Below are 15,749 nucleotides of genomic sequence, written 5' to 3'. Positions count from 1 at the left end.
CTTTGGGAGCGCTCCCACTGGAAGCGGTCCCAATCGTGTGGGTGGGCGGTTGAGCTGTCAATAGTCGGCGCAGCATTGGACTTTCACAGCGGGACGTAAGTCCTGTAGCCCACTGCACTGGAAGCGGTCCCAGGTCATGCGTCCCTGAGTGCTCCCCGCCTGTGAAAGACTCACGAGCCATGGCAGAAGCAGCGCCGCGTCGGCATCCGACGCTCGACGAGGTGGCCGAACGCGCCGGTGTTTCCCGCTCCGTGGCCTCCCGCGCCCTCAACAACGCCCCGCACGTCAGCCGCGCCAAGCGCGAGGCTGTCGAACGGGCCGTGCGGCAACTCGGTTACGTACCCAATCCGACCGCCCGCGCGCTGGCCACCCGTCAGACGGGAGCGGCCGCCCTGGTCATCTCGGGAGAGGATCCGTCGATCTTCGCCGATCCGTTCTTCGCCCGCGTGATCGTGGGGGCGTCGGCCGCCCTGGACGAGGCGGACCTGCATCTGATGCTGTGCCTGGCCGCTTCCGACCGGGGCCGCAAGCGGGTCGAGGAGCTCCTGCGGTCCAGGGGCGCGGACGGTGTGATGCTGATGGCGCTGCGCGAGGACGATCCGCTGACCCGGATGGCCGACGAGGCGCAGATGCCCGTCGTGTTCGGCGGGCGCCCGGTCGGTTCTGCTCCCCGGTGGTACGTGGACGTGGACAACGTCGGCGGAGCGCGCGAGGCGACCGAGCATCTGGTCTCACTCGGCCGGAGGCGCGTGGCCGTGATCTGCGGGCGTCTGGACACCGAGGCCGGGCGCGCCCGGTACCGCGGCTACCGGGACGCCATGCTGGGCGCCGGTCTCGATCCGTTCCCGCCGCTGGAGGGGGACTTCACGGAGCGCAGCGGAGCCGCCGCCATGGCCGCGCTGCTGGCGGAACACCCCGACGTGGACGGAGTGTTCGCCGCCAACGACAACATGGCGGCGGGAGCGCTGCGCACCGTGCGGGAGGCCGGCCGACGGGTCCCCGCCGACGTCGCCGTGGTCGGCTTCGACGACCTGACGGTCGCCCAGATCGCCGATCCGCCGCTCACCACCGTCCATCAGCCCGTAGAGGCTCTCGGACGGGAGATGGCGCGCATGCTCGTCGCGCTCGTCAACGGGCAGGACCCCACCCCGCTGGTCCTCCCCACCCGCCTGGCCGTCCGGGCCAGCGCCTGACTCGTCACGGTCCGGGAGGGGCGGGCCCCGGTCCGAACGGGTTGCTCCCGGACGCGGCGCGGGGCGTCCAGGGAGCCGGCCGGGGTGGCCGAGGTCCAGCGCCGGAAGCAGCGACTGCCGTCCGATCCGATGGCTTGGGTACTGGTTGCAGCCTGCCCCTTTTGCTGATGCCGGTCGCGGTGCCGGGTTCATCAGGGTGGTCGCTGCCGGCATGCTCAGGGCGGATGCCCGGCGAAGACCGAGCTGTTTCAGCGGGCTCATGGTTCTCCTGGTCGGGGCCGGGGCCGGGGCCGGGGCCGGGGGCCGGGCGGTGCGGTCGATGGATCGGTTCAGCGGTTCAGGGCGTGGACACCTCGAACCGCGTGACGCGGACCGCGCCGCCGAGGGCCTGAGTGGCGTGGTTGAAGAGGGCGAACCGGTAGCCCATGAAGAACCGCCAGTCGTTGCCCATGGAGAAGGCGGGTCCGAGACGGGTGAACGTGATGCCGTCGGTGCTGTAGGAGAAGGTCCCGGGGCGCGGTGCGCCAGGGCGGATGTCCGCGTTCGCGCGCAGCCGGATGCGGCCGCCGGAGACGGGCGCGCTCGCGATCTCGGTGCCGGTGCCGGTGGTGTTCCAGTTGCTGTCCATGGTCAGCCCGGTGACCATCACCACCCGTGTCGCACCGCCGTCGCGCTTGAGGCCGATCCAGGCGGAGGAGTCACGCAGCAGCGCAAGCCCGGCCCGGTCGCCGTCCCGCATCGCGGAGTGGTCGAGCTGGACCGTGGCGGTGGAGGTGGGGCCCTGGACGCGGTGCGTGAGGGTGTTGCGGGCCCAGTAGAGGTCGTGGGTGACGGTCGCGGTCCGCAGCGTCAGGCCGTTGCCGACCGACCACTTGGTGTTGTCGGGGTTGTGGTTCCACTCCCATCCCGGTTTCAGGGTCGTACCGTCGAAGGTGTCGACGCCGGTCATCGGGGTGACCTGGCGGGGCGGAGTGGGTACGGACGGACTGGGATACGTGGTGCCCCACGCGCCGTTGACGAGCTGTACGACGGGCCAGCCGTCCGTGGTCCAGGTGACCGGTGCCAGGGCGGGCATGCGGCCGCCGGGGTAGGCGTCGACGAAGGCCATGTAGTACCAGGCGCCGCTCTGCGTCCGCACCAGCCCGCCCTGGTGGGGGACGCCGCCGCCGGGGATTGGTCCGCGCAGGTCGAGGAGGACCTGCCGCATCGTGTACGGGCCGAAGGGGCCGCTCGAGGACCTGAGGATGTACTGGCCGTTCGCGGGGCGGGTCAGGAAGATGTAGTACTGCCCGTTGATCTTGTAGAACCGGGCGCCCTCCAAGGTGCCGACGCTGGACGGTGTCCTGAACACCTCCTGCGTACGGACCTGGTTGCGGCCGTCGGGCGAGAGCTGGGCCACGCTGATGGTGGTGTTGCCGTACGCCACGTAGAGGGTGTCGTCGGTGTCGACGAGCAGGCCGGCGTCGTAGTAGGGGGTGCTGATCGTCGCCAGTCTGTTCCACGGCCCCTCCACCGCGGTGGCGGTGTAGAGGTACGTCCGGGCGAAGTCGATCTGACCGAGCCAGTAGAAGGTCCTGTTGCTGGGCCGGTAGGCCAGTGACGATGCCCAGATTCCTCTGACATAGCCGCGGGCGCCGTTCAGGTCGTACTTGGCGCCGAAGTCGAGGACGGGTACCGAATGGCCGGCGATCTCCCAGTTCACCAGGTCGTACGACCGCAGAACGGGCGCGCCCGGCGAGTAGTGCATCGTCGAGGCCGAGGCGTAGTAGGTGTCGCCGACGCGGATGATGTCGATGTCCGCGAAGTCCTGCCAGATCACCGGGTTCGTGTACTGCGCCGCGGTCGCGAGGGCGGGCCCGGCGGGGAGGAGGGCGCCGGCGGCCAGGCCGGTGGCGGCCGCGAGCGTGCGGCGACGAGTGAGGGGTTGATGCGGCCATGACAGATCCATGGAGGTGTTCACCTCGAGTTCATCGGTCGGAGCGGCTCTGTCGCGTTCGAAGTGTCGAACGTGGTGCGACTTGTCGAGCATTCTGGATGATAGGGGGTCGGCGTACCCCGTCAACCCTTCTCGCATAAGTCGTGCGCCGCTTCGAAATGTTCGAAGCGGCTGGTGCGGGGACGGTGCGCCTCGGCCTTGCTCTCTTGCTGATTACGCGACAAATCCTGTTCCTCCAGGAGGTGTTGACATGACCGGACGCCTCTCTAGTATCCGTGGGACATCTGAAGTTTCCGAACGTCAATCGAAATTTCGAACTTCTCCTCTCCTCTCCTCTCTCTTTCCTGCCGAAGGAGTTCCGGGTGCCCAGACGATCAGGCGGACGACTGGTCCGCCTCCTCACGGCCGCCGCGCTGACGGTGACCGCGTCCGTGACGGCCTCAGCGCAGTCCACCGCCACGGCCGCGCCGGGCAGTCCGGCGCTCACCCCACCGCTGGGGTGGAACAGCTGGAACAGCTTCGGGTGCGGAATCACCGAGGCCCAGGTCCGCCAGGCCGCCGACGCGATGGTGTCCTCGGGCATGCGGGACGCCGGCTACCGGTACGTGGTGGTCGACGACTGCTGGTTCGACCCGCAGCGTGACGCGCAGGGCAACCTGCGGGCCAACCCGACGAAGTTCCCGAGCGGGATGAAGGCCCTCGGGGACTACATCCACGGCAAGGGCCTGAAGTTCGGCATCTACCAGGTGCCGGGCGAGCGCACCTGCGCGCAGACCGTGGGCACTTACCCGGGCGCCACGGGCAGCAGGGGCCACGAGGTCCAGGACGCCGCCACGTTCGCCGCGTGGGGGGTCGACTACCTCAAGTACGACTGGTGTTCCTCGAGCGGCACGCGTGACGAGCAGGTCGCGCGGTTCAAGCTGATGCGTGATGCCCTGCGCGCCACCGGTCGGCCGATCGTCTACAGCATCAACCCCAACAGCTTCCACGCCATCACGGGGTCCACGTACGACTGGGGCGAGGTCGCCGACCTGTGGCGGACGACCGAGGACCTGCTCGACATCTGGCAGAACGGCAACACCAACAGCTACCCGATGGGCGTCGGCAACGTCCTGGACGTCAATGCGCCGCTGGCCGCACAGTCCGGCCCGGGGCACTGGAACGACCCCGACATGCTGGTCGTCGGCCGCCCCGGCCTGTCGCTGACCGAGTCCCGCTCCCACTTCGCCCTGTGGGCGCTGATGAGTGCCCCGCTGATGGCCGGCAACGACATCCGCACGATGTCCGCCGACGTCAGCGCGATCCTGCGCAACCCGCGCCTGCTGGCGGTGAACCAGGACTCCCAGGGCGCGGGCGGACGCAGGGTGCGCGACGACGGCGACATCGAGGTGTTCGCCAAGCCCCTGGCGGACGGTTCGGTCGCGGTGGGACTGTTCAACCGGGGCGGGAGCGCGGCGACGGTCACCACGACGGCCGCCCAGATCGGCCTGAGCGGAGGACCGTTCACCCTCACCGACCTGTGGACCGGCGGCACGTCGAGCACGTCCGGGCAGATCTCGGCGAGCGTCCCCGCGCACGGCGTCGCCGCGTACCGGGTGAGCGGCGGCAGCCCGCTGGCCGCCACCACCTCACGCCTGCGGGGCAACGCCTCCGGCCGCTGCGTGGACGTGGACAACGCCTCCACGGCCGCCGGCGCCGCGACTCTGCTGTGGGACTGCCACACGGCCGCCAACCAGCTGTGGACCACATGGGCGGGCGGCGAGATCCGCGTCTACGGCGACAAGTGCCTGGACGCCTACAACCAGGGCACCACCAACGGCACCCGTGTCATCACCTGGCCCTGCAACGGCCAGAACAACCAGAAGTGGACCGTCGGCTCCGACGGCTCGATCCGCAACGTCCGCTCCGGACTGTGCCTCGACGCCAACGGGGCCGGCACCGCCAACGGGACCCCGCTGGTGCTGTGGACCTGCAACGGCCAGGCCAACCAGAAGTGGACCCGCGCGTGAGCGACACGGCACCGGGTCACGGCCGGAGCGACAACACCCCGGCCACGGCCTCCCGCACGGCTGCCGCATCCGCCGGTACGGCCGCCCCCGGCTCCGGCTGCGGCGGGACCCCGGGCGTCGGAGCATCGGCTTTTGGGCCGGCCACCCACACCGGCAGCACCTCCCCGCCGAGCACCTGCACCCTGCACGGCACCGCCTGCGGCTGAGCGCCGTGCCCGCCCGGGAGATCTCCGGGCGGGCACGGTCCCGGCTCAGGACGTCGTGCCCGTCACCGTGGTTCCCGACGCGGTGGGGCAGTGCGTCGTCGAGCAGCCCGTGACCGTCGGCGCAGCGCTCCAGCCGCACTCTTGACGCAAGGTGTCGGGACCTGAGGGGTCACTTCGGTCCGGGCTGTCTCCTTGGCGAAGGCCACATGCGGTGGCGTACATGGCGGATTCGCCGTCGCAGTCGCCGGTCCAGGCAGCGATCCGCTGGGCTGCCTCCCCGTCGTCCATGCCGTACTCGCTGCCGCGCGCCGGCATGGGTGTACTCCCGGAAAGACAGAGAGACGGGGGAAGGCGGCACCGGTGGACGGAGACGCGCGACCCTTGCCGTCCGGACGCTGTAGCGGGATGACCGCCGGTGCCGTTCTCAGGGTTGAGGAACTCAACCCCGCGACCTGAGGCCGACCCGCTCTCGTCCCCGGGTGGGACCCGCGGAGGGCGTAGTACTGCGGATTCAGTACCGCACAGTGTCGGCAGCCGGACGACGACAGGACACCCCCCTCTTCAGGAGTCTGGAGGCACCTTCGAAACCCGGATGTGGAGACCTCCCCGTGGCTGCTTTTCTGTATCGAATGGGCCGCTTGGCCTTCAGGCGACGCTGGACCGTCGCCCTTGTCTGGGCCGCCGTGCTGGCCGCCGTAGGACTCGCCGGCATGACCGCGCCGGAGGCGGAGGAGGAACCCTTCTCCATGCCGGGGATCGAATCGCAGGAAGCCTTCGACCTGATGGAGGAGCGGTTCCCCGGCGCCGCCGCCGACGGTGCGACCGCCCGCGTCGTCTTCGTCTCGCCGAACGGCGAGAAGGTCACCGCCACCGAGAACAAGAAGGCCGTCGAGGCCGCGATAGCCGAACTCGGGGACGGCACGCAGGTCGCGAGCACCGTCGACCCGTACGAGTCCGGCGCGGTCAGCGAGGACGGCTCCACCGCGTACACGACCGTGACCTACAAGGTCGACGCCTCCGGACTCACCGACGCCAGCCGCAGCCACCTGGACGAGTCGCTCGAGCGCGCCCGTGACTCCGGGCTCACCGTCGAGGCAGGCGGCGACGCCATGGAGGACACGGGCGGACCCAGCGGCGCCGCCGAGGCGATCGGCATCTCCGTCGCCGCGGTCGTCCTGCTGATCACCTTCGGCTCACTGGCCGCCGCCGGACTCCCGCTGCTCACCGCGCTCATCGGCGTCGGCATCAGCCTGTTCGCCATCACGGCCCTGGCCGGTCCGCTGGGCCTGACCGACACCACCAGCACCCTGGCGATCATGCTGGGCCTGGCCGTCGGCATCGACTACGCCCTGTTCATCGTCTCCCGCTACCGCGAGGAGCGCGCCAAGGGGCGGGCGCCCCAGGAGGCCGTCGCCCTCGCCACCGGCACCGCGGGCTCCGCCGTGGTCTTTGCCGGGCTCACCGTCGTCATCGCGCTCGCCGGTCTCTCCGTCGTCGGCATCCCGATGCTGACCGAGATGGGCCTGGGCGCGGCGGGCGCGGTCGTCGTCGGCGTCCTCATCGCGCTGACCCTGGTCCCGGCCTTGCTCGGCTTCTGGCCCAACGCCGTACTGACCCGCAAGGACCGCAAGGCCCGCCGAGCGGGCGGTACGCCGCGGGAGACGCGCAAGGTCAACGGCGGCACCCGCTGGGCGAGCTTCGTACTGCGCCGCCCGCTGCCCGTGCTGCTCGCCGCCGTCGCGGGCCTCGGCGCCCTGGCGCTGCCGATGACCGACCTCCAGCTCGGTATGCCCGGCGACGAGGCCAAGTCCACGGAGACCACCCAGCGGCGGGCCTACGATGCGCTCGCCGAGGGCTTCGGGCCTGGCTTCAACGGACCGCTGACCGTGGTCGTGGACGCCGAGGACGCCGACGACCCGAAGGCCGCGGCCGAGACCGTCTCCGAGCGGATCGGCGGCACCGAGGGCGTGGTGTCGGTGTCGCCGGCCCAGTTCAACGAATCCGGTGACACGGCCGTCTTCTCCGTCGTCCCCACCACCGCGCCGACCGACCAGGAGACCAAGGACCTGGTCACCATCATCCGCGGCGACCGGCCCGGCATCGAGTCCGAGGCCGGGGTGACCTTCGAGGTCACCGGCGCTACCGCGATGAACATCGACATCTCCGAGAAGGTGCAGTCCGCGCTGGTGCCGTACCTGCTCGTGGTGGTCGGGCTCGCCGTGATCCTGCTGCTGGTGGTCTTCCGCTCGATCCTGGTCCCGTTGAAGGCGGCCGCCGGCTTCCTGCTCTCGGTGCTCGCCTCGCTCGGCGCGGTGGTCGTGGTCTTCCAGCAGGGCCACGGCGCCGACCTGCTGGGCGTGGAGACCACCGGCCCCATCATGAGCCTGATGCCGATCTTCCTGGTGGGCATCGTCTTCGGCCTCGCCATGGACTACGAGGTCTTCCTGGTCTCGCGGATGCGCGAGGCGTACGTCCACGGCGAGCGGCCCGCCCAGGCCGTGACCTCCGGGTTCCAGCACAGCGCCCGGGTCGTCGTGGCCGCCGCGCTGATCATGATCGCGGTGTTCTCCGGGTTCATCGGGGAGAGCGACGCCATGATCAAGATGATCGGCTTCGGCCTCGCCGCGGCCGTCCTGCTCGACGCCTTCGTGGTCCGGATGGCGATCGTCCCGGCCGTCCTCGCCCTGCTCGGCGAGCGGGCCTGGTGGCTGCCGAAGTGGCTGGACCGGATCCTGCCCCGGGTCGATGTGGAGGGCGAGGCGCTGACCCGCCCGACCGAGCCCGAGGCGGAACCGGCCGAGAAGGACCTCGCCCGCGCCTGACCGGGTGCGCAGGAGCCGCCCGGGGTCGTCCCAGCGACCCGGGCGGCTTCGCATCGTCCACCATGGATGCCAGTCCCCTCGTCGAGAGAGCCGACCATGAGCAGCAGCCTGGAGCGCTACACCGAGCGCGTGGAGCAGTACGCGTCGCGCTTCCCGCGCCTCCCCCGCTTCCTGGACGTGATGGTGGTGCTGGCCCTCATCGGCTGTGCCTCCTTCGGCACCCAGCTCAGCCTCCCCGGCGTCAGCCGCCCGGACGCGGGGAAGTCGCTGGAGGTCATGCTCGGCCTGTCCTGCTTCGTCCTGCTGAAGTACCGCACCCACACCCGCACGGTCGTGGTCGTGGTCGCCGGGGTCACCATCGCCGCGATCGCGCGCGGCTACCTGCTCACCCCGATGCTGCTGGCCCCGCTGCTCGCCGCGATGTACTGGCTGGCCGTCCTGTGCGACCGCCGGACCGTCCGCCTGTACGCGCTCGTCGTCACGGTGGCCCTGCTGACCGTGCACCTGTTCTCCGACGGCATGCGCGACCTTTCCCCGGTCCTGACCGTGATCGGCCCGGTGTTCTGGATGGCCCTGCCGCTCGTCGGCGGCAGCCTGGCCCGGCTGCGCGGCGACTACCTGGAAGCGGTCAAGGCCCGCGCCGAGCACGCCGAGCGCACCCGGGAGGAGGAGGCCCGGCTGCGGGTCACCGAGGAGCGCATGCGCATCGCCCGTGAGCTGCACGACGTCGTGGCCCACCACCTGGCCCTCGCCAACGCCCAGGCCGGCACCGCCGCCCACCTCTCGCGCAGCAACCCCGAGCAGAGCCGGAAGATCCTCGACGACCTCACCGGCACCACCTCCTCGGCGCTGCGCGAGCTCAAGGCCACCCTGGGCCTGCTGCGCCAGGACGACCGGCCCAAGGGCGAGGGCCTGGAACCGGCGCCGGGGCTCGCCCGCCTTCCCGAGCTGATCGACTCCTACCGTTCGGCGGGCCTGGAAGTCGTCGTCCACCAGGAGGGCGTGCGCCGCCCGCTGACGCCGGGCGTGGACCTGACCGCGTACCGGATCGTGCAGGAAGCCCTCACCAACGTCGCCAAGCACGCCCCCGAACGCGCCGCCCACGTCAGCTTCACCTACGCCGACTCCCGGCTGCTCATCACCGTCAGCAACGACGGCCCGGCCACCGCCACCGCCGTCAACGGGACGTCCGGCGGCTTCGGGCTGCGGGGCATGCGGGAGCGCGCCCAGTCCATCGGTGGCGACCTGTGCGCGGGCCCCCGCCCCGAGGGTGGCTTCGAGGTCGCCACCGCGCTGCCGCTGCAACCGTCCGCCGCCGTCGAAGGAGAGTCTCCATGACCGTGAAGGTGCTGCTCGCGGACGACCAGGCCCTGCTGCGGGCCACGTTCCGCATCCTGATCGACTCCTGTCCGGACATGGAGGTCGTCGGGGAGGCGTCCGACGGGGCGGAGGCGCTGGAGCTGGCCCGTACCCACCATCCGGACGTGGTGCTCATGGACATCCGCATGCCCGGGACGGACGGCCTGTCCGGCACCGCGGCGATCTGCGCCGATCCGGAGCTGGCGACCACCCGCGTGCTGATCCTGACCACCTTCGAGACCGAGGACTACGTCGCCCAGGCGCTGAAAGCCGGGGCCAGCGGCTTCCTCGGCAAGGACGTCACCGCGGACGCCCTGCTGGCCGGCATCCGCACGGTGGCCTCCGGGGAGGCGCTGCTCTCCCCCGGGGCCACCCGCACCCTGATCACCCGCTTCCTCACCTCCCCGGCCCCCGGCACCCACCTGGTGCCCCCGGAACGGCTCGCCGACCTCACCGGACGGGAACGGCAAGTGATGGCGCTGGCGGCCGAGGGCAAGTCCAACGCGGAGATCGCCGAGCTGCTGGTGGTCAGCCCACTGACGGCACGGACGCACATCCACCGCGCGATGACGAAGCTCAACGCCCGCGACCGGGCACAGCTCGTCGTCATCGCGTACCAGACGGGCCTGGTCCAGACGGGAGGGGCGAACGGGGCCCCCGCCGCGGTATAGGAATTCCGACGGAACGAAAACCGGCGCCAAGCCTCGGTCGACCCTGGTGGACGGCTGGCGGACCGTCGGCGGCCGGACCTGTCCGAGGTCTTCCCGCGGATAGCTGTCAACGGCCACTTCGTTCGGTTCTGATCCACTTCTTGTGGTCCGGTGACGGCCAGTCGCAGACTGCTGGAAGGATGGCCGTTCGTGTGATGGCGACGTGCTCTCGACGGTCTTTGGCCATCTGTCATCCGTGGTGGTCGAGGAGGTTGTGGTGGACGATGCCGCGGCCTTCGCCGCGCGGACGGTGACCCGGGAGGCGGCCTGCCCAGGCCGTGGCAGGGTGTCCGCACGCGTTCACGGCGGGTGCCGGCGGCGCCTGGCCGACCTGGCCATCGCCGGTCGGAGGGTCGTGATCGACCTGGCGGTGCGGCGGTTCAGGTGCCGGGCGTCGGAGTGCGGACGCCGCACGTTCGTCGAGCAGGTGGAGGGGCTCACCGAGCCGAGCTGAGACCGCTGGTGCGCAGGGCGGTGGAGGTCGAGATCAGCTGTCGGCGCATCACTTCCCAGGGCGCAGCCTTGAAGCTCCGCCGTGGCTGCGACCACCGACTGGACCCGGAGTTTCAGTGCCCCGTCACCGTGGTGAGGGGGCCGTGCTCATGCGCGCATCTCTCGCAGGAGCCGTAGGTGTCCCAGGCAGGGAAAGGGATCGGAAGCGGGCAGAGCTACGCCTTCCTGCATGAGGCAGCCGTTCAGGTCGGCCCGCAGCAGCTCCGCGTCCACCTGGGGCCGATGAAGACGAGTTCCTGCGCATAAGGGCTGGCGGTGTCACGAGCAGAGGAAGGCTCGAAGCGAGCCACCGAACCGGCCTGCGGCCACAGTCCCGTCACCCAGGGGCGGCCGGCGAGGGTGAAGAAGCCCTTGGACCTGAGGACCTGCCTGTAGGCGCTGCTGCCCGGTGTCTCCGTCACCAACGTCCAAACCGTCCGGGGTGGAATGACCTGCCGGAGCAAAGGAAGGTCGCTGAGATGGCGTGCTGAACGAAGTTTCCAAGGAGGGCGTGAACACCGTGTCGCGGGGCACAAGGGCTATTGCACCGAGGTCCTGGCATTCGGAGCGGGTCGAGATCCACCCACCAAGGGACGGAACTCAGGCCCTTGTGAAGCTCATACGCACACGCGCCTGAGCCGGAATTGACGATGGGGTTCAAAATGATCATTCTTGGGCTTATTCTGCTGATCATCGGCATGCTTGTCGGCATGGGTCTGCTGACGACGATCGGTGGCATCCTCATTCTGGTTGGTGCCATCCTGTGGATCCTGGGTGCGACCGGTCGCGCGGTCGGTGGACGCAAGCACTTCTTCTAAAGTCGGGGCGCCTCACCGACTCTCTGCGATGAGTGACGTGTCCATGGCTTCCCCCGCGTCGGAAGGTCCACACCGTGAGGAGCTTCTGGACCACTCGAGGCCGGGACGAGGTGAGAGCCCGGCCAGAGAGACAGTTGGGAACCCCGTGGGCGGAGCCATGCGCCGACCCCGCCCTGTCTCGTTGGCGATGAGTTTGCCCGCTCAAGAGTGCTGCGGGATGAAGGGGGTGGCGGCCGAGCGGGCTCGCTCCCACATGCCGGGCAGCTGCTCCTCGGGACGCTGCTGCTCACCGTGCAGGGCGTTGAGCACCACCAGGCAGCCGGTCAGGGCCGGCACCGCCCACTGCGCGACGGCCAGCTGCCGCTGGGTGCTGTCGAGGTCGATGGGGTGCCGGGCGGCCTCTTCGGCGTCCTGCGGGTCGGAGGAGGAGGCCAGCTCGACTTTCTTGCCCAGGACCCGAGCGTAGGCAGTGGCGGCCAGGGCCGCAGCGGTGACGAGGGTCTTGGCCGTGGTGGAGGCCCCCACGCCTTGCTGGGCGGCGACCCGGTGAGCGTTCACCGCAAGCAGTCCGCCGCCGCCGAACAGGTGCGCTCCGATGGCCGCGGCGTTGACCGGCGTCCACTTCGCCCACCCCGACGAGGCGATCCGCGCCCTGACCTGGGACGTCTCGCCTTGATCCTTCGCTGCCCCGTTGAGACCGACCGCGCCCATGAGGGAGCCGCCGAACCAGGCTGCCAGACCCACATCGTGCAGGCTGCGGATGAAGGTATTGCGATCGGACATGACAGCACTCCTTGGGACAGGGGACACGTGCCGACGGGAGCGTCGAGCACCACTCCACCCTCACTGGAGCCTGCTCCCGCCGCCATCAGGATTGACCCGGACGGATGCAAGTCCCCGGAGCGAGACGCCAGAGAAGTCCGTTCGCGAATCGGCGGCTGCCGAGACCGGGACAGCGCTGCTGCCCAGGCTCATGTCACCCTCCCGATCATGACGGGCACCGCCTGGACGGCTGGTTCCGGGCCCAGGACGCTTCTCGGCCCTTTCCAGGACGGTGCGTGCCGTCCTTGACGGTTGGGAGGCGTCGGTGAGGTCGGCTCCAGTGGCGGCGTCACGCTCGGATTGGTTGGTGCCGTGCCAGTCCAGGCACATGACGGTCGCGTCGTCCTGCAGGTGGCCGTTGCCGGCGTCGATGACGGCCGCGATGAGGGTGCGGGCCGCCTCGCGGGGATGCAGATCGCGGGTGCGCACGATCAGGTCGAACAAGTTGAGGCTGCCTGCGTTGCGCTCCAGCATGCCGTCGGTCAGCATCACCAGCCGGTCGCCCGGACGCAGGTCCAGCGACTGGACCCGGTACGTATGAGGGGCAGGGAAGCCGAACGGCGTATCGATCTTCGGAGTGATCTCCTTGACCTGTCCGTTCCGCATCCGCAGCGGCCAGGGGTGCCCGGCGTTGACGAACTCGGTTGTGCCGTCGAGCAGGCTGATGCGCAGGAGCTGACCGGTGACGTAGCCCTTGTGGCCGTGCTCGCGCATGGCCTGGTCGGCCTGGCGGGCCTGCTCGGCGAGGTCGCCGCCCGCCCGCCGTGCCCGGCGCAGGGCGCCCACCGCGAGGGTGGCCAGCAGCGCGGCCTCGACGTCGTGCCCCATGGCATCGGTGACAGAGAGCTGGACCGTGTCCCTGTCGATCACATAGTCGAAGGTGTCACCCCCGACGTGGTCGGCCGGCTCCAGCGCCCCGGCCACCGCGAACTGCGCCGCCTCACACGCCAGTGACGCCGGAAGCAGCCGGTGCTGGATCTCCGCGGCCAGGCTCAGCGGGCTGGTGCGGCGGCCCCACTGATAGACGTCGGTGTAGGAGCGGTTGGCGATGACGAGGTATGCCAGCGCGTGCGCGGTCTCGCTGATCTCCCGCATCGCCTCCGCGTCCGGCGCTGCCGGCAGGAACAGTTCGAGGAGCCCGATGGCGTCTCCGCGGTTGGTCACCGGAGCCACGATCCGCACCAGCGTGCCCTCGCCGCCGTCCTCCACGCCCGGCCGCTGGGTACGGATCACATCGTCGTACAGGGTGCCCCGCAGTGTGATGCGCCGGGCGGGTTCATCGGTGTCAACGCTGCCCGCCGCCCCTAGCCGGACGACCGAACTGCCGGTGAAATCGGTGATCAGGAACGACACCGACACCGCCCCGAGACGCTCCTTGAGCATGCGCGCGACCACATCGAGCGACTCCACCGGCGCCGCGGCCTCCGCCGCCTTCAACGTCCCCGCCAACGTCATCTCCCGGCCCCGGCCACTTCCGCCTCGGGGAAGACTAGCGGCCCGCCCACCATCCGCCCCTCCAACGGTCACAGCGACTCCTCCATTGCTCGATCGCCCAGGACTTCGCCCATGAAGACGCGGAAGACCTGTCCCGAGCCCGGTACCCGGGCAGGTCACATTGCACCATCGGACGCGACTGCTTTCCCGCTGACACCGTCAGGCGGCTGCGAGGAGGATGGCGGTGTGGTGCGCGGTGAAAGCGGCGATGGGCAGGGCGTGAAACACCTCGTGGAAGCCGCACCGTGAGGGTGAGGGGTCGGGGCGCTTGAGTCCGTCAGACGACGGCGCCCGCGGTGCAGAGCAGACGGCCGGCGATGACGAGGACGATGGTGGCGGTACCGCCGGTGCGCGAAGTCGGACAGATCGAAGACGGCCACCCAGTCCGACGCGATGTAGTGGAGCCGAGGGGGACGCGCCGGCTGCCAGAGGGCGTCTGAAAAGCCTCTCAGCGGGCACGTCCCTGGTAGCGGGGTGGTGACGCACTTTCGGGGGCTGGGGTATGCGGGCTGCGTACCCGTTACTCGACGGATCTGTCCGATCAGGAGTGGGAGATCCCCTGTCCGCTGGTTCCGGCGGTCAAGCCTGGTGGGCGACCGGCGAAGCATGCGCGGCGGGAGATCCTCAACGCGTTGGTGTACTGGCTGCGGGCCGGTTGCGCCTGGAGACTCCTGCCGCATGACTTACCGCCCTGGCAGACGGTCTACCACTACTGGCGGCGCTGGCAGAAGGACGGCGTGTGGGAGGAGATGCTGACGGCGCTGCGTGAACGTGAGCGGGTGCAGCTCGGCCGGGATCCCACTCCCAGCGCGGCCGTCGTGGACAGCCAGAGTGTCCGGGCCAGTGAACGTGGCGGTCTGCACGGTTACGACGGCGGCAAGAAGGTCAGCGGTATCAAGCGGCACCTGCTCGTCGACACCCGCGGCACCGTCCTGGTGACGTGCGTGAGCCCGGCCGGTGTGGGTGACCGCGATGACGCCGTGGTGTTGTTCGCCCGGGCTGCCGATGCCTTCCCGCGCCTGCGGCATGTGGGCGGACCAGGGCTATCGCGGTGTTGACCTCCATGCCTGGGCTCTGGAGGCCACTGGTACCACCGTGGAGATCGTGCAGCGCCGTGACGGTGGTTTTCGCTCGACCTGGGCCCGGGTGGGGACACCGCCGCCGGCAGTGCCCCCGTTCGCGGTGGTCCCGCGTTGTTGGGTGGTGGAGCGGACGTTCGCCTGGCTGGGACGGTGCCGCCGCTTGTCAAAGGACTACGAGTACCTACGTGTCTGCTCGGAGAATGCCATCTATCTCGCCATGGCCATGCTCCTGGTGCGTCGCCTCGCAAGATCAGCCCGCTGAGAGGCTTTTCAGACGCCCTCTAATACTCCAGCTGTAGATCGTGATCCGAGAGAGGCGCGTCGGCGAGGGACGGCCGTTATTCCAGCCACATTCCGTCGCGCATGATGACTCTCCCGCGTAGTTCCGGCTCGCCGCGCCAAGCGCGCACAGTTCTCGGGGCCACGCGTACATACAGAAAGGAACCCTCTTCCACGCGTGGATCCCACCCGAACTTGTCGGCGAAGGCCTCCGCTGCGCTTCCGGGCACCTCCTGGTCCGGGAAGCACTCCGCCTCCCCTTGGAGGAGCACCACGTCGAAGGTGTCCGGTAGCGCCAGGCGCACGCGCGGCTCTTTGCGGACGTTCCGCGCAGTCACGGAAGTGGCGCTGGTGCACATCCACACTGCTCGTCCATCCCACAAGAACCACAGCGGCACCTGGTGCGGCCCGTGATCAGGGTGAGCCGTCGACACCCATACATCCCGCTCGGTAACGAGCCGCTCCAGAGCGTCGCGCATACGCTCCGCCGTCTGGCGGCGAACGATTCCCGTGGTCTCCATGCGGAC

General features: G+C 70.0%; 11 protein-coding genes and 3 pseudogenes. 8 read left to right on the top strand and 6 right to left on the bottom strand.

What is annotated here, in order from left to right; all coding sequences use genetic code 11:
- Positions 1–179 precede the first annotated feature (179 nt).
- The gene (locus ACFXAE_RS05565; RefSeq protein WP_384708405.1) at positions 180–1,193 is read left to right on the top strand and encodes a LacI family DNA-binding transcriptional regulator; all 1,014 of its coding nucleotides are present in this window, start codon (positions 180–182) and stop codon (positions 1,191–1,193) included.
- A gap of 337 nt (positions 1,194–1,530) precedes the next feature.
- Here the strand turns inward: ACFXAE_RS05565 and ACFXAE_RS05560 are convergent, their stop codons facing one another.
- Entirely contained in the window at positions 1,531–3,141 is a 1,611-nt protein-coding gene (locus ACFXAE_RS05560; protein ID WP_384708402.1) for a glycoside hydrolase 43 family protein, read from the bottom strand.
- Positions 3,142–3,491: 350 nt separating this feature from the next.
- Between ACFXAE_RS05560 and ACFXAE_RS05555 the strand changes: the two genes are divergently transcribed.
- From ACFXAE_RS05555 to ACFXAE_RS05535, 5 genes are all read left to right on the top strand, one after another.
- On the top strand, positions 3,492–5,138 hold the full coding sequence (locus ACFXAE_RS05555) for a glycoside hydrolase family 27 protein (protein WP_384708399.1): 1,647 nt from the start codon (positions 3,492–3,494) through the stop codon (positions 5,136–5,138).
- 814 nt (positions 5,139–5,952) lie between these two features.
- Complete coding sequence (locus ACFXAE_RS05550; RefSeq protein ID WP_384708396.1) at positions 5,953–8,166, top strand: MMPL family transporter; 2,214 nt, start codon at positions 5,953–5,955, stop codon at positions 8,164–8,166.
- Positions 8,167–8,262: 96 nt separating this feature from the next.
- A complete protein-coding gene (locus tag ACFXAE_RS05545) occupies positions 8,263–9,504 on the top strand; it encodes a sensor histidine kinase (protein WP_384708393.1) in 1,242 nt (413 codons plus the stop codon).
- On the top strand, positions 9,501–10,196 hold the full coding sequence (locus ACFXAE_RS05540) for a response regulator (RefSeq protein ID WP_384708390.1): 696 nt from the start codon (positions 9,501–9,503) through the stop codon (positions 10,194–10,196). Before ACFXAE_RS05545 ends, ACFXAE_RS05540 begins: the two co-directional genes overlap by 4 nt.
- A 202-nt stretch (positions 10,197–10,398) precedes the next feature.
- A complete protein-coding gene (locus ACFXAE_RS05535) occupies positions 10,399–10,689 on the top strand; it encodes a transposase family protein (RefSeq protein WP_384708387.1) in 291 nt (96 codons plus the stop codon).
- A 112-nt stretch (positions 10,690–10,801) separates the two neighbouring features.
- Here ACFXAE_RS05535 and ACFXAE_RS05530 read toward each other — a convergent pair.
- Positions 10,802–11,217: pseudogene (locus ACFXAE_RS05530) on the bottom strand (GTP-binding protein); the annotation flags it as partial.
- Positions 11,218–11,389: 172 nt separating this feature from the next.
- Between ACFXAE_RS05530 and ACFXAE_RS05525 the strand changes: the two are divergent.
- On the top strand, positions 11,390–11,545 hold the full coding sequence (locus tag ACFXAE_RS05525) for a hypothetical protein (RefSeq protein WP_093436216.1): 156 nt from the start codon (positions 11,390–11,392) through the stop codon (positions 11,543–11,545).
- 201 nt (positions 11,546–11,746) lie between these two features.
- Here ACFXAE_RS05525 and ACFXAE_RS05520 read toward each other — a convergent pair whose 3' ends face one another.
- From ACFXAE_RS05520 to ACFXAE_RS05510, 3 genes and pseudogenes are all read right to left on the bottom strand, one after another.
- Positions 11,747–12,328: a hypothetical protein gene (locus ACFXAE_RS05520; RefSeq protein ID WP_384708384.1), complete on the bottom strand. Its 582-nt coding sequence runs from the start codon at positions 12,326–12,328 to the stop codon at positions 11,747–11,749.
- A gap of 270 nt (positions 12,329–12,598) precedes the next feature.
- Positions 12,599–13,822 (bottom strand): annotated as a pseudogene (locus tag ACFXAE_RS05515) (PP2C family protein-serine/threonine phosphatase); the annotation flags it as partial.
- 198 nt (positions 13,823–14,020) lie between these two features.
- A pseudogene (locus tag ACFXAE_RS05510) lies at positions 14,021–14,259 on the bottom strand (hemolysin III family protein); the annotation flags it as partial.
- A gap of 111 nt (positions 14,260–14,370) precedes the next feature.
- On the opposite strand from ACFXAE_RS05510, the gene ACFXAE_RS05505 reads away from it, so the two are divergent.
- Positions 14,371–15,205, top strand: a protein-coding gene (locus ACFXAE_RS05505) for an IS5 family transposase (RefSeq protein WP_384708509.1) whose coding sequence is annotated in 2 segments (ribosomal slippage) — positions 14,371–14,888 and positions 14,887–15,205 — 837 coding nt in all. Because the reading frame shifts where the segments join, the coding sequence is not laid out codon by codon here.
- A gap of 76 nt (positions 15,206–15,281) precedes the next feature.
- Here the strand turns inward: ACFXAE_RS05505 and ACFXAE_RS05500 are convergent.
- Positions 15,282–15,743 carry a pyridoxamine 5'-phosphate oxidase family protein gene (locus ACFXAE_RS05500; protein ID WP_384006124.1) on the bottom strand — a complete coding sequence of 154 codons (462 nt, stop codon included), beginning with the start codon at positions 15,741–15,743 and terminating at the stop codon, positions 15,282–15,284.
- Positions 15,744–15,749 lie beyond the last annotated feature (6 nt).

This window comes from Streptomyces sp. NPDC059454, assembly GCF_042749965.1.
In the GTDB taxonomy this organism is placed as follows: Bacteria; Actinomycetota; Actinomycetes; order Streptomycetales; family Streptomycetaceae; genus Streptomyces.
The sequence above is the reverse complement of the archived record's forward strand: the minus strand, read 5'-3'. Positions and strand labels throughout refer to the sequence as shown.

Bases quoted from the DNA above. Each gene is read 5' to 3' on its own strand.
- ACFXAE_RS05565 (WP_384708405.1), top strand. From the start codon at position 180: ATGGCAGAAGCAGCGCCGCGTCGGCATCCGACGCTCGACGAGGTGGCC.
- ACFXAE_RS05525 (WP_093436216.1), top strand. From the start codon at position 11,390: ATGATCATTCTTGGGCTTATTCTGCTGATCATCGGCATGCTTGTCGGC.
- ACFXAE_RS05560 (WP_384708402.1), bottom strand. From the start codon at position 3,141: ATGGATCTGTCATGGCCGCATCAACCCCTCACTCGTCGCCGCACGCTC.
- ACFXAE_RS05540 (WP_384708390.1), top strand. From the start codon at position 9,501: ATGACCGTGAAGGTGCTGCTCGCGGACGACCAGGCCCTGCTGCGGGCC.
- ACFXAE_RS05545 (WP_384708393.1), top strand. From the start codon at position 8,263: ATGAGCAGCAGCCTGGAGCGCTACACCGAGCGCGTGGAGCAGTACGCG.
- ACFXAE_RS05500 (WP_384006124.1), bottom strand. From the start codon at position 15,743: ATGGAGACCACGGGAATCGTTCGCCGCCAGACGGCGGAGCGTATGCGC.
- ACFXAE_RS05520 (WP_384708384.1), bottom strand. From the start codon at position 12,328: ATGTCCGATCGCAATACCTTCATCCGCAGCCTGCACGATGTGGGTCTG.